The following is a 14,070-nucleotide window of genomic DNA, read 5'->3' on the forward strand; positions in this document are numbered from 1 at the left end:
GCGTCCGACGCCCTCACGGGACGGCCGCCGCCGGAAATGCCACGAATACGGGCCTGACCTGCATGGACGGGACTCAGGGCCCGTTCGTCGAGCCTGCCAGGTTTCGCAAGACCGATCCAACCCGATCACAAGACAACGCTTCTAGCTTCGTCCGCTGTGAACCGCACCGACTTTCTTGGAGGCCCTGAAGCCAGCATGATCGTGCTGGCGGAAGGGAGAATCACACGCGATGCCAGCCCCCAGGAAGTACCCGCAGGAAGTACGTGAGCGCGCGGTGCGGATGGTGTTCGAGGTCCGCGAGCAGACCGGCAACGCGCCAGGCGCCATCGCCCGGGTCGCCCAGCAGCTCGGCGTCCACCGCGAAGCGTTGCGCAGCTGGGTCCGGCAGGCCGAGGTCGACGGAGGACAGCGGCCGGGCACCTCGACAGCCGATGCGCAGAGGATCGCCGAGCTCGAACGGGAGATCCGTGAACTGCGCCGGGCCAATGAGATCCTGAAGTCGGCGGCCGCTTTTTTCGCCCGGGAACTCGACCCCCGACCGCCCAGATAGTCGCCTTCATCGACGCCCACCGCGACGAATTCGGTGTCGAACCGATCTGCCAGGTGCTCGATCTCGCGCCGGCGACGTACTACGCGGCCCGCAACCGGCCGCCCTCGGCCCGGCAGCGACGCGACGAGCAGCTGTCGGCCGAGATCATCCGGCTGTGGAACGACAACTTCGAGGTGTACGGGGTGCGCAAGATGTGGAAGGCGCTCAACCGCCAGGGCGTGGCCGTGGCCCGCTGCACGGTCGCCCGGTTGATGCGCAGGTTAGGGCTGTCCGGCGCGGTCCGGGGCGATCACAAGCGCCGCACCACCATCGCTGAGCCGCTGTGTCCGCGGCCGGCCGACCTGGTCGAGCGGGACTTCGCCGCGCCGGCGCCGAACCGGCTGTGGGTGGCCGACCTGACCTACATCCACACCTGGGCCGGGTTCGTCTACGCCGCGTTCGTCATCGACGTCTACTCGCGGATGATCGTCGGCTGGCGGCTGACCGACCACCTGCGTACCGACCTGCCACTGGACGCGCTGGAGATGGCCCTGTGGCGCCGCGGCGGCCAGACCGACACGCTGAACGGGCTGGTGCACCACTCCGACCGCGGCTGCCAATATCTATCCATCCGCTACACCGACCGGCTCGCCGACGCCGGCGCGGTCAGCTCGGTCGGCTCGCGCGGGGACAGCTACGACAACGCCCTGGCCGAGAGCACCATCGGACTGTACAAGACCGAACTGATCCACCGCCGCGGCCCGTGGAAGGGCCTGGACGACGTCGAACTCGCCACCATGGAATGGGTCGACTGGTACAACAACCGCCGACTCCACAGCGCCTGCCAGGACCTTCCACCCGCCGAATACGAAGCCCTCTACCGCGCAGAGATCAACTCAGCTACTCTCACCCCAGCCACATAACCCGGTCTCCAACAAACCCGGCGCGGTTCACTGAAGGCAACCACGAAGGAGACCGAGCAGCGTGCAGTTAAGGACGAAGATCGCGGGCATCCTCATGGCGGCACTGGCGATGACCTCCGCCGCCACTCCTGTCCGCGCGGCGACCACCCAGAACACACCACAGGACACACCGCAGAGCACTCTGACGGCGGCCGCCGACCAGATCAGGAAAGTTGTGGACGGCGGCGGGTACGCGGGCGTCGAACTCGGCGAGGACCGGGTGATCCTGTGGTGGAAGGGCAAGGTCCCCGGCCCGATCCGGGCCGCGATCCAGCGGGCCGAGAAGATCGCCCCGGTGGAGGTGCGCCCGGCCGCGTACTCGGAGAGCGAACTGAGCGCGGCCTCCGACCGGCTCTGGGCGGCCTCGGGCGCCGAGAAGGGCGGCCGCGTCCATGCCGTCCAGATGCCCTTCGACGGCAGCGGTCTCACCGCGGCAGTCGAGGAGAAGGACATGGCCCTCGTACGGCAGGCGCTGCCGGACGTCGGGGTCCCGGTCCAGGTGGTCGCGCAGGAGCCGCTGCAGCTCACGTCCCGCTGCGACGACGACCTCCCCTGGTACGGCGGCGTGGCGATCGCCAACGCCACCTTCGGCGGCGCTGCAGGCTGCGGCGGGAGCCCCGTCCTGGGCTACAACTGCACCGGTGGCTTCCCCGTGTACATCGGCTCGACCCGCTACCTGCTGACGGCCGGGCACTGCGGCGCTCCCGGCGACGTGTTCACCGACGGCGCCGGCCAGGTCATCGGCGTCGCCGAGCAGGAGAACGTCGCCCACGACCTCCTGCTCATCCGCGTCACCGGCCTTGTCAGCACGGGCAAGGGCAACGGCAGGATGTGGGACGGCTCCCCCGGCGGCAGCGACTTCACCAAGCCGGTGGTCGGATGGGGGTTCACCTACAAGAACCAGTCGCTGTGCATGTCCGGCGCCACCACCGGAGCCTCGTGCGGCCGAACCGTGGACTACAAGTACAGCGAGATCTGCGGCAAGGACATCTACGGCAACCAGGAGTGCTACAGCAACCTGGTTTCGGCCAAGCAACGGATCGACAGCTCCAGGCACGGTGACAGTGGAGGCCCGGTCTTCGAGCTGACCGGCGGCGACGCCCAAGTCCGCGCGATGGGCACGGTCACGGGCACCATCACCAAGGACTGGATCATCACCAAGGACCAGTGGTTGTTGTTCCAGGAGTTCGCCACCGCCGTGCGGGACTTCCCCGGCCTCGAACCGGCCCTCGACCTCGGCCCCGATCCCGCGTAATCCACAGCATCACCGATGCCGGCTCGACGCTCTGCAGAGCTCCCCAGTAAGACGTGAAGGGTCCCGGTGAACTGAAGCGCAGCATCATGGACATCCTGAGGCCTCAGTAGCAATGGAGCATCCTGAGGCTCGGCTGTTCACCGGGCCACGGGGCGGTCGCATCAGCACCGCGCTCCTCCGCGACGCGACACACCGGGACGAGGCCGTCACCCAGCTCGGCCACGAACATCTTCGCCGTCACGATCTCCGCCATAGCAGTGCGGGCGTAGAACGTCGGGGATGCACGACCGTGCCGTACGCGGGCGGCTCCCCGCGATCGACGGGTTGTCGGCTATCGCCCGGTGTGCCGGAGGATCGCGGCGGAGATCCGAGGAATCACCTGCGGCGGGAACCCGTGCCCCATTCCCTCGATGGGCAGGAACTCGCTGCCGGGAATCGCCGCTGCCAGGGCCTGGCCATGAGCGAAGGGCGCCATGGGATCGTCCGAGCCGTGAATCACCAGGGTCGGAGCGGTGATCGAGCCGACAAGCCCGGAACGGTCACGAGAGGCGAAGGCCGCAAGGATGTGGTTCTTCGAGGCGTGGCCCGCATCGGTGGCGTTCTCGATCTCCCGCTCGATGATCGCGCGCGTGGCCGCCTCGTCGAACGCCGTCAACCGTCCGGCGAGAATGCGCGCCAGTTTGAGATGCGACTCGACGTGCTCCTCCCGGGTGCTGGGCGGATCGGCGATCTGTTCGGCGTCCCAGGCGGCCAGCCGTGGATCGCGTACCGTGCCCCGGAAGGTGTTGGTCGCGGGGTCGAGGGGCTCGGCGCTCGACATGATGACCGTCAGGCTGCGCAGCCGGTCAGCGTGTTCGAGCGCGATCTCCTGGGCGATCATGCCGCCCATCGACGCGCCGACCACGTCCGCCGTGGCGATGCCCAAGCCGTCGAGCAGGCCGACCGCGTCCTGGGCGAGGTCGACCATGGTGTACGGGTTGGCCTCGTAATCCACACAGCCGGACAGCCCGGTGTCCCGGTTGTCGTAGCGGATGACGTACCGGCCTCCTTCCTGGAGAAGCCGGCAGAGCTCATCAGGCCAGGTGGCGCCTCGGGCGCCGAGCCCCATCACGAGCAGCAGCGCGGGGTCGGCCGAGTCACCGAACGTCTCGCACCACAGACGGATCCCGTTGGCCTCGACTATGCGTTCCATCATGTCCTGCCCCCTCGTTCTGGCTCGCACCAGTGGCGACGACTGGCGCTACGACGTCCCGTACGAGGACGAGCGCTCACGGACCGTGCGCCGAGTCCGCTCCCACAGCGCCCTCCCATGGCGAAAAGTATATACACGTTAACTTTTTGCTTGATCCAGAGCCGTCACAATCCAGCCGGCACATGCAGGACGGCGAGCATCTGGGCCCGCAGGTGCACACTCAGCGCCTGGATGTCATCGCTCAGCCGGGCGGCGAGCACCGCCGTCACCATCCCCATGACGGAGGTGACGGCGATCCGCGCCGCCAGGTCCGACAGCTCCGGCCGTACCTCGATCAGCAGCCCGACCCACTCCTCACGTATCTGCCGCATTTGGCGGTTGAGCCGCCGCCGATCCTGCTCCGGCAGCCACAGCAGCTCGGCCTGCATGATCAGAGTCAGACTCCGGTTCTCGACGGAGGACCGGGAGAACCAGTCCACCAGGGCGATCAGCGCCTCCTGCGGGTCCTGGTCGCGGTCGGCCAGCGCGGCTTGCGTCCCCTCCTGAAGGCGTTCCAGCGACAGCTCGATCAGGGCGAGGAGGATGGCCTGCTTGCCGGGGAAGTGCCGGTAGACCGCGGGTCCGGAGATGCCCACCGCGGCCCCGATGTCGTCGATCCCGGTGTCGGCGTAACCACGCTCCACGAAGAGCCGGGCCGCCTGCAGCAGGATGACCCGCTTGCGCACCCCATGTTTGCGCCCCTGCGAGATGAGGGATTCCAGCTCGTCGGACTCGGCCACGTACGTACCTCTCTGGAAGAAACGGGAACCACGGTTAACATATTGGATGGAGGCTGGCCAGGCACACCGCGGAGTGCACCCCCGTCAGCTCCGGATGTCGGCAAGGCGACCTCCGACGGGATCTTCCGCCGTTGCCGCCAGAACTTTCGTCAACGAGACAAGGCCGCGGCCCGGTCGAGGCGGTCGCGGACGTCCCGCAGCGCCGGGACCGGCTCCGGCGGATCCAGCACCTCGGAGTCGAACCGCATTGGCGGAGTACAACAGATCAGGATCAATGCCGATCTGCGGATCAGCTCGGGTATGAGTGGCAGGGCAGGCGAGCGAGCTGTACATCGCCGACGGCACGAGCATCGACTGGATGTTCAACAATCAGGGCATCTTCGCCTACACCTTCAAGAGGCCCGACCTGGTGCTGCTCCGGCGACGGCTTCTACCTGCCCGACGAGCAGCTCGTGCCGCAGACAACCCGCAACAAGGAGGGACTCCTGAGACCGCCCACTGTGATGGCGAATGGGTTACCCAGCAAGCCCGCAACCTCCTCGCCGACCTGAGGACCGGGTCGGGACGTTCCGGTTCCTGACACCGGACCGGGACACGAAGTTCACCAGCAGCTTCGATGAAGTGCTCGCAAGCGACAACATGCACGTGCTGAAGATCCCACCGCGAGCGCCTCGATCGACGCGTTCGCCGAGCGATCGGTCCGTACCGCACATAGTGCACCGACAGGCGACCAGCGGGATCGAGCGCCGCCAAGTCCGGCGGGCTGATCAACGAGTACCAGCGAGCCGGCTGCCCGGTCTCCGCGGCCCGCAGTGACTGCGGGCCGGTGATGCCCGCGCTGGGTTCCGGCTCGCGCCCCTCGGCGAGTCGGACGCGTTCGCGAAGGTCATCATGGAGAGCACAGAGATCACCGTCCTGCCGTCAGCGCGTGAAGATCGCACGGGTCGTAGCTCGCCTGGGGGCGGGAAGCCGCAGGGAAGTGCCTCACTTGAGGGAGGCCGGGCGGCGGCGCGGAGGCGTTGCGCCGGGCCACCGTGGTGCTGGAGACCGAGGTCGTCGACACGATGCCGGAGATCCCGGCCGGTGCTCCCGAACCGGTGAGTTGCTGGGCATCAGGTGCGGTCTCCGGCTCCAGGGACGATCAGGCCGGTCTCGTATGCGATGACCACGGCTTGGGCGCGGCTGGACAGCTTGAGCTTGGTCATGAGGCGGCCCAGGTGGGATTTGACGGTGGCCTCGGCGATGTTCAGGCGGGTGGCGATCTGCTGGTTGGTCAGGCCCTGGCCGACCAGGTGGAGCACGGCGGTTTCCTGGCTGGTGAGCCGGGCGAGTTCCTCGGGCCGGCGCCGGTTGGGTTCGGGCGCGGTGACGAAATGGTGGACCAGGCGCCGGGTGACGCTGGGCGCCAGCAGCACCTCGCCGCGGGCGACCGTGGCGATCGCGGCCAGCATCTGGTCGGCGGGGGTGTCCTTGAGCAGAAATCCCGAGGCGCCGGCGCGCAGGGCGGCGAAGACGTGTTCGTCCAGGTCGAAGGTGGTCAGGATGAGGATCTTCGGTGCCGGGCCGGCGGCGTGGGCGAGGATGTGGCGCGTGGCGGCGACGCCGTCCAGGTCGGGCATGCGGATGTCCATCAGGATGACATCCGGGGCGGTCGCCGCGGCCTGGGCGATGGCTTCGTGGCCGTCGGCGGCCTCGCCGACGACCGCGAGAGCGGCGTCGGTGCGCAGGAGGGCGACCAGGCCCGCGCGGACCAGAGCCTGGTCGTCGACGACCAGGACGCGGATGGTCCCGCGGTCGGCGTCGGGGCCGGTCATCGGGGCGCCCCGGGCCGTGGTGCGCTCTGCTGCGGGTGGGCCGTGGCGAAAGCGGGCTCGGCGAGTGGGGAGGCGGGCAGGTGCGCGGTCACGGTGAAGCCGCCGTCCGTACGTGGGCCGGCGGTGAGGGTGCCGCCGTAGAGGGTGGCTCGTTCGCGCATGCCGATCAGGCCGTGTCCGTCGGCGCTGTGCCCGGTGGTGGCCGGGCCGTTGTTGCCGACCTGCAGCGTGACCGCGGCGGGCTGGTAGGTCAGGGTGAGGGTCACGTCGGCGTGTGGGGCGTGTTTGAGCACGTTGGTCAATGATTCCTGGGTGATGCGGTACAGGCACCGGTCCACGCCGGGCGGCAGCGGGCGTACCTGACCGGAGGTTTCCCGCCGGATCGACAGGCCGGACAGGCGGGAGCGTTCCAGCAGCGTGTCCAGCTGGGCCAGCCCCGGCTGCGGGGCGTAGGAGTCCTCGCCGGTGTCGGACGTGAGGCGCAGGACCGACAGCATGTTCCGGAGTTCGGCCAGCGCCTCGCGGGTCGTGGCGGCGATCGCGGTGAACGCTTCGCGTGCGGCGTCGGGCTCGGTGTCGATCAGGCGACCGCCGGCACCGGACTGGATCGAGACGACCGACAGGTGGTGGGCGACCACGTCGTGCAGTTCCCTGGCGATGCGCACGCGTTCTTCGGCGACCGCTCGCAGGGCTTTCTCCTCGCGTTCGATCTCCAGGTGGCGGGCGTGCTCGATGAGGTCCTGGTGGCGCAGCCGGCGGCTGCGCACCCCCTCCCCGATGGCCCAGGCCGCGCCGAGCTGAAGCGCGTTCTCGACCAGGCTTTTGACGATCGCGAAGGTCACCCCGGACCTGATGAGGTCGGGAACGAGGATGCCCGCCATCAACACCAGGGCCAGGGCGCCGTCGCGGTGGCCCTCCCGGCGGTAGGCCGCGACGGTGTAGAGGCTGACCAGCACCGGCGGGGCCTGGAATCCGTTGGGATAGCCGGCCAGGCCGCAGCCGATCAGGCCCGCCGTGATCACCGCAAGGACGAGGATGGGGTGACGCCTGCGCAGCACCAGCGGCGCGCTGGTGAGCACCGCCAGCAGGTACGCCAGCACGACCGGGTCATGGGCGGACAAGGCGGCCTGCGTCACCGCCAGCGCGGTCGACACACCGGCCAGCAGGCTGTCGGCGACCATCACCGGCAAGCCGCGCCACCAGCGGCCCCATCGTCGCACCACGTTCATGAGACGAAGGTAGCCGCCAGCATGACCCGCTTTGTCCTCCTTTGGGAGGAGTCATCGTTAGGGCAGCGGTTGCAGAGAAGCGGGCGGTTGGTGTGCCGGTGGCAGGGCCCGGATCGACCTTCCGCACGATGTCCAGGGGCTGCTCAGGCCCCTAGTTTTGGATACAGCCGGTGATCAGCGATCAACAGGGGTCACCCCCTGAGACCGGACACATCACTACCGGAGCGTCGAAATCCGACGCGCGCCGGATCCGCAGGAAACAACCCCTTCACCAAGGAACGACGCATGCTCCTCATCAAGAGTGGAACGGCTGCCGCAGTGGCACTCACGGCCGGCATCGGATTGGGCGCCGCCGGGCCGGCGCAGGCGGCCACCCCCTGGACCGCTTCCACCATCAGACGATCACCTGGCGCGCCTGCGCAACCGGACCCGGCGATCAGATGGGCGAACAGATGGACGCCGCCGGTGCTCGATGCGCCACCGTTCTGGTCCCGATGGACTACCGCAGACCGCAGGGGCGGACCCTCTCCATCGCGCTCTCCCGGATCAAGGCCACCGATTCCTCCCGGCGCCGCGGCGTCTTGCTGCTCAACCCCGGCGGGCCGGGAGGCGCCGGCCTCTCGATGACGCTCCTGGGCAAGGAGATGCCCGAGGTCGCGGCCCGTTACGACCTGGTGGGCATGGACCCCCGATTCGTCGGCCGCAGCACACCGATCAGCTGCCGGTGGCAGACCGACACCTTCCTCCGCTCGGCGGGGCCCGACCGGCGTACCTTCGATGAGGGGGTGCGCCTCGCCGAACAGTTGGCGGCGGGCTGCGCCAAGGGCAATCTCCAGACCCTGCCGTACGCCACGACCAGGAACACCGCACGCGACATGGACGTGATCCGGGCCGCGCTCGGCGAGCGGAAGCTGTCCTACCTCGGCTACTCCTACGGCACCTACCTGGGTGCGACCTACCTGCAGATGTTCGGCTCGCGGGCCGACCGGGTGGTGCTCGACAGCGCCGTCGACCCGCGGGTGTACGGCCCGCGCATGCTCTCACGCGCCGCCCCCGCGATCGACGCCGCGCTGCGGCGCTGGGCGTCCTGGGCCGCAGCACATGACAAGGAGTACGGGCTGGGCAGGACACGTGACGCCGTCCTGGCGACCGTAGAGAAGATCAACCGGCATCCCGTGAAGATCGGCGGATACCGCGTCGATGCCCATGTCGTGCCGTACTGGCTGTTCGTACGCCTCTACAGCGACGGCCCGCAGTCCTATGCCGTCCTCGCCGAGGAGGCGCGGGCGCTGAGCCGCGGCGGCGAGACACCGCCGCCCGCCTCGCTGAAGGAATTCCTCGACGGCCTGTTCACCGGTGCCGGAGCGGCCTCGGACCGGGCGGGCACGGCGATCCTGTGCGGTGACCGGGCCGCACCCCGCGACCCGGCGACCTACTACCGCGACATCCAGCGGCACCGCACCGCCGAACCACTGTTCGGACCGCTCGTCCGCAACATCACCCCGTGCGCGTTCTGGCCGGTCAAGCCGCTTGAAGCGCCCACGAGGATCGGCAACTCCGTACCGGCGTTGATCGTCGGCGCGGCCGGTGACCCCGCGACGCCCTATCCCGGCCAGCAGGCCATGCACCGGGCGCTGACCGGCTCCCGCATGATCACATTGAACGGCGCCTTCCGTCACGGCGTCTACCTCGCGGCGGGCAACGCCTGCGTCGACACCAAGGTCACCGGCTACCTGGTCGACGGTGTCCTGCCCGGTAAGGACGTCACCTGCGGCCGCCCGGCCGTCTGACACAGATCCGCGCCTGGGCCGACGCGCACCCCGATCGCGGCCGTGATCGACTCGTTACTGTGCGGCTGGCGACATGAACCCGAGCCGCGGCCCTTCCAGGAGCGGCAGGCCCGCCGCGTACCGCCGGAAGAAGCCGGCGGTCGGGGTGTTCGCGGTTGCGACGGCGTCCGGGGTGCCCTCCGCGACCACCGCGCCCCCGTCCGGACCGGCTCCCGGCCCCAGGTCGATCACCCAGTCCGCGGACGCGGCGACGGGGATGTCATGTTCGGCCACGACGACGGTATTGCCCGAGTCGAGCAACACGTCGAACGCATCCACCACACGCTGGATGTCAGAGGGGTGCAGGCCCGAGACGGGTTCGTCGAGAACGACAAGACCGGCCTTGCGGCCCGCGGCACCGCGCTGGATGGCGGACGCCAGCTTCAGCCGCTGCGCCTCGCCGCCGGACAACTCTGTGGCGCTCTGGCCGAGCTGCAGATAGCCGAGCCCGACCTGGTCCAAGGCTCCAAGGGTTTCGGCGAGTTGCCGGGGTTCGGAGAACTGCCCCACCGCCTCGGCGACGGTCAGCTCCAGCACCTGATCGATGGCCAATCCCTGGTACTTGATCTCCAAGGCCTCCGGCGTGTAGCGCCGCCCCTGGCATGCGTCGCAGACCACCCACACATCCGGCAGGAAGTGCATGTCGACCAGCTTGCGGCCATAACCGGTGCAGGGTTCGCAGCGGCCACCGCCCGCGGTGTTGAAGCTGAACCAGGACGCGTTGACCCCACGTGCGCGCGCCATGTCGGTTTCGGCGAACAGCTTACGGACGACGTCGAACGCCTTGCTGTAGGTGGCCGGGTTGGATCGCGGCGTGCGCCCGAGCGGTTCTTGATCGACGACGGCGACCCAGTCGAACCCCTCCAGGCCGGTCACCTGCCGCACGGTGTCGATCGTCGTCCCGTTCAAAGCGGCCTCCACGCTCGTCGCGAGCGCGCCGAGCAGGCTGCTCTTGCCGCTGCCGCTCACCCCGGTCAGACAGGTGAGCCGACCGGCGGGGAAACGCACCACGTCCGCGGCCACGTTGTGCGCACGCAGGCCGTGCAGCTCCACCCAGCCGGTGTCATCCCCGGCCGGACGGCAGGACCGGCGCAGCCGTGGCCCCTGACCGGCCAGGTAGCGTCCGGTCAGTGACGTGGGGTGGGCGGCCGCGTCGGCGGGAAGCCCCGACACCAGGATCTCACCGCCGAGGCGGCCCGCGCCGGGCCCCATGTCGATCACCCAGTCGGCCCGGGCGATCAGTTCGGGGTCGTGCTCGACCAGGAGCACCGTGTTGCCGGCCTCGCGCAGCTCCAGGGCGATGTCGAGCAGGTGCGCCTTGTCCGCCGGATGCAGCCCGGTCCCAGGCTCGTCCAGGACGAAGACGATGCCGCTCAGCTCGGTGCTGAGCTGCGCGGCGAGCCGGGTTCGCTGCAACTCGCCCCCGGACAGGGTCGCCGCGCTCCGGGACAGCTGGAGATGGGCCAGGCCGAGGCGGTCGAGGATCCCGAGTCTGCGGCCCAGGTCCTGCAGCAGCGGCTCACCCACCTCGCGCTGCCGGGCGTCCAGGTCGCCGACCACCCGCTCGGCCCAGCTGCGTACCTCCCGTACGTCCACCTGGAGCAGGTCGGGAAAGGTCAGCCCGCCGAGCCGCACGGACCGGGCCACCTGGTCGTACCCGCTGCCGCCGCAGGTGCCGCACGGCTGCTTGCGCATGTACGGCAGGTAGCGCTGCTTGGCGCTGGCGGTCTGGGCGTTCAAGAACACCCGCTCCACCTCGGCCAGCGCCCCCCGCAGCGGCTGGCTGGAGGTGTAGGTCACCGAGACCGTCTCCTTCTTGCTGGTCATGTCGACGGTCGCCTCGACCTTCTCCTCACCTGTGCCGTACAGCACGCAGTGGCGGAACTCCTCCGGCAGCGACCGCCATGGCAGGCCGAGGTCCACGCCGCGCTTGTCGGCGAGCGCCGGCACGAACGCGTGCTCCCCCGACCGCCACTTGGCGTACCAGGGCGAGGCCCCCTCGAAGAGGGGAAGCTCCGGATGGGTGATGATGAGGTCCTCCTGCGCCTGCCAGCGCCCGCCCACGCCGTGACAGTCCGTGCAGCCGCCTTCCGGGGTGTTGCGGTCGAAATGAGCGGTCGTCAGAGGCCCGTTGACGCTCTGCGCCGCCGGCTCCGCGCCGATCCCCGGAAGGCGCGAGTACAGCAGTCCCAGATGCCCGTCGATGCCGGTGATCGTCGCGACCGTGGACCGGGGGTTGCGGTTCAGGCGGCGCTGGTCGACGGCGAGTGTCACGCCGAGCCCCAGGATGCGGTCGACCTTCGGCCGATTGCGCTGGGTGATGTACTGCCGTACGAACGGCGAAAGCCCCTCCAGGTACCGCAGCTGGGCCTCGTTGTGCAGGGTGTCGATGGCCAGCGAGGTCTTGCCGCTGCCGCTCACCCCGGTGAAGGCGGTGAGCCACCCCTTGGGGATGCTCACCGACACGTCCCGCAGATTGTTGGTACGAGCCCCCACCACCTCGATGGCCTCTCGCCCCATACTGGCGACGTCCCGTACGAACGCAGTCAACCTTGATCCACCCTCTCGCAACACAACAGAACACGGGCGGACGGACTCCCACCCATGTCGAACAAGTTGATTCCGCCACTACGCGGCCGTTTGATCAGATCCCTCAGTACGTGGCCGGTCCGGGCATAGGCGGTCATCCAGTGCGGATGCGGCCGGCCGTAGACCACGTCATCGTCCCGGTCGAAGGCGTCGTCGCCGTAGAAGTTCTTGCAGTACGCGAACAGGTACGGCCAGTCCGCCGCCGGCTCCCCGTCCTCGGGTTGAGGATCTCCACTGTGCCGTGCGTGAACACGCCCAGATCCTCACCGCGCATGTGTGCGGCGGCGGGACGGGCGGCCAGGTGGCGCGCCTTGGCGAACGGGACAGGGAGGCTTCGAGGAGAGCCTGAAGCTTCTTGAGCTCCTCGGGCGTTTCGCGCATTGAGGTCCTTGTCTATCCATGAGGCCCCCGGTCCACGCCCACATCGGCGCCGACCGGTGCATTGATGATCACTCTGAAACCCGACGCCTTGTGTCATGTTTTCATCCGTGTCCCGTCCCGGGACATGCTTGACACGTCGGTCCCAAGGCATGGGTGACAGGTGCTGTCTTCGGCGGAGGTGCTGGTGTGTGAGTTGCGGCGTCAGCATCCGCGGCGGGGACCGGGCCGGCCGGCGCACGAGGCCGGTCGCCGTGGCGTGGATCCGCCGCCGTCGCGGATGGGGGTGTATCGGGCGCTGGTGCGTCACGGGCTGGTCGAGCCGGGTGCGGGGCGGCGCAGGAGGGCCTCTCGCCGTTGGCAGCGCTGACAGACAACGGCACCCTGCTGGACGAATGGGCCTACGCCCGGCGCTACGCCTCAGAGATCGAACGCCGCCACGTGCCGTACTGGCTGCACACCTTCAATCACCACCGCGGCCACACCGCACCAGCAGGTCTGCCACCAGCCAGCCGCGTACTCGACCTCACGGGACAGAACAGCTAGACGTCGTCGTCCGGGCGCAGGGCGTGCAGGACCGCAGAAGTGTCCAGGTAGAACGGGTGTATCTCGGTGATGCGATCATTCCTGATCGTCATCAGCTGCATCACCGAGGTCTCCAAGGCCCGGCCGGTGGCGCGGGCGCGCAGGATGCCGCGGTTCCAGACCACGACACTGCCGCCGTCGACCACATACTTCTGCTCCAGGAACTCCAGGGACTGCCATGCCTCGCTCATGGCGGCCATGAACCGCTCGATGCCGCTCGGTCCGCGCCAGGTGCCCCCGTAGGGCAGGGAGTCCGCCTGGTACATCACGACCTCTGGGTCCAGGCACTCGGCAAGCTGGCCGAAGTCGGCCTTGCCGAAGCCCCCTGCGGCGATATAGGCAACTTCCGCCCGGTAGAACCGCTCCAGCACTGCCAGTGAGCTCCTGCCCTCGTCGCCCCCCGAAGCCGGACCGTCATTCGTCATTGCTTCTTCCATCATGCGCTCATCATGTCCGCCTCGGACAGGATGCATCCGGCGTAAATCGGACCCGTAGGCGGCAAGCTCGCCACCGACGACCGGCCCGCACCACTGGACGCGCTGTCCTACCTCCGGGACGGCTCGGCCGTGCTCCTTCGTCTGGCCTGCAGTCGCGGCCCGACGGGGCTCGACGCGGCCGAACCGGCCGGCGATCCGGGCCATCAGCTCGTTGCAGATGACCATCCAGCCATCAGGGTCTCCGCTGTGGTTCGCGGCCACCGCACGATCTTTGGTTGTCTTCACCAACTCCGGAGATCTCGCGGTGGCCGTCGCCATGTGACCTGAACGCCTCAAGATCGCGAAGTGTCACTGGAGTACTAGCCAGCGCTTTCTACGCGCGCTGGCGCCGGCAGCAGGCTGGCTGAACGCCTTCGAGGCCGTCCACGACCCGCCACCGGCCCGAGCGGCCTGACCCGTCCCATGTCCCGCGCCACCGCCTCGAACCCGACG

9 protein-coding genes, 1 pseudogene and 1 other annotated feature are annotated in these 14,070 nt (G+C 69.0%); of the genes and pseudogenes, 4 read left to right on the forward strand and 6 right to left on the reverse strand.

The window, feature by feature from the left end; genetic code table 11:
- Window positions 1-229: 229 nt before the first annotated feature.
- A protein-coding gene (locus tag ACNF49_RS40280; protein WP_482939532.1) for an IS3 family transposase occupies window positions 230-1,452 on the forward strand; the annotation gives its coding sequence in 2 pieces (ribosomal slippage) (window positions 230-509 and window positions 509-1,452; 1,224 coding nt in all).
- Window positions 508-621: a sequence feature (AL1L pseudoknot), on the forward strand. It overlaps the preceding gene by 114 nt.
- A 61-nt stretch (window positions 1,453-1,513) precedes the next feature.
- Entirely contained in the window at window positions 1,514-2,746 is a 1,233-nt protein-coding gene (locus ACNF49_RS40285; RefSeq protein WP_482941002.1) for a chymotrypsin family serine protease, read from the forward strand.
- Between the two features lie 331 nt (window positions 2,747-3,077).
- On the opposite strand, the gene ACNF49_RS40290 is transcribed toward ACNF49_RS40285, so the two are convergent.
- The 4 genes from ACNF49_RS40290 to ACNF49_RS40305 all read right to left on the reverse strand — a co-directional run bounded on the left by ACNF49_RS40290 (window position 3,078) and on the right by ACNF49_RS40305 (window position 7,760).
- Window positions 3,078-3,938: an alpha/beta fold hydrolase gene (locus ACNF49_RS40290; RefSeq protein ID WP_482941003.1), complete on the reverse strand. Its 861-nt coding sequence runs from the start codon at window positions 3,936-3,938 to the stop codon at window positions 3,078-3,080.
- A gap of 164 nt (window positions 3,939-4,102) precedes the next feature.
- Window positions 4,103-4,717: a TetR/AcrR family transcriptional regulator gene (locus tag ACNF49_RS40295; protein ID WP_482941004.1), complete on the reverse strand. Its 615-nt coding sequence runs from the start codon at window positions 4,715-4,717 to the stop codon at window positions 4,103-4,105.
- A 1,112-nt stretch (window positions 4,718-5,829) separates the two neighbouring features.
- Entirely contained in the window at window positions 5,830-6,531 is a 702-nt protein-coding gene (locus tag ACNF49_RS40300) for a response regulator (protein ID WP_482941005.1), read from the reverse strand.
- The gene (locus ACNF49_RS40305; protein WP_482941006.1) at window positions 6,528-7,760 is read right to left on the reverse strand and encodes a sensor histidine kinase; all 1,233 of its coding nucleotides are present in this window, start codon (window positions 7,758-7,760) and stop codon (window positions 6,528-6,530) included. The genes ACNF49_RS40300 and ACNF49_RS40305 overlap by 4 nt, the downstream gene beginning before the upstream one ends.
- A 494-nt stretch (window positions 7,761-8,254) precedes the next feature.
- Here ACNF49_RS40305 and ACNF49_RS40310 point away from each other — a divergent pair, with 494 nt between their 5' ends.
- A complete protein-coding gene (locus tag ACNF49_RS40310) occupies window positions 8,255-9,550 on the forward strand; it encodes an alpha/beta hydrolase (RefSeq protein ID WP_482941007.1) in 1,296 nt (431 codons plus the stop codon).
- 54 nt (window positions 9,551-9,604) lie between these two features.
- Here ACNF49_RS40310 and ACNF49_RS40315 read toward each other — a convergent pair whose 3' ends face one another.
- A complete protein-coding gene (locus tag ACNF49_RS40315; RefSeq protein ID WP_482941008.1) occupies window positions 9,605-12,109 on the reverse strand; it encodes an excinuclease ABC subunit UvrA in 2,505 nt (834 codons plus the stop codon).
- 828 nt (window positions 12,110-12,937) lie between these two features.
- Between ACNF49_RS40315 and ACNF49_RS40320 the strand changes: the two are divergent.
- Window positions 12,938-13,102: pseudogene (locus ACNF49_RS40320) on the forward strand (IS481 family transposase); the annotation flags it as partial.
- On the opposite strand, the gene ACNF49_RS40325 reads toward ACNF49_RS40320, so the two are convergent.
- Window positions 13,099-13,896, reverse strand: coding sequence for a nuclear transport factor 2 family protein (locus ACNF49_RS40325; RefSeq protein WP_482941009.1), 798 nt, complete (start codon window positions 13,894-13,896; stop codon window positions 13,099-13,101). The pseudogene ACNF49_RS40320 and the gene ACNF49_RS40325 overlap by 4 nt on opposite strands.
- Window positions 13,897-14,070 lie beyond the last annotated feature (174 nt).

This window comes from Actinomadura sp. ATCC 39365, assembly GCF_054392275.1.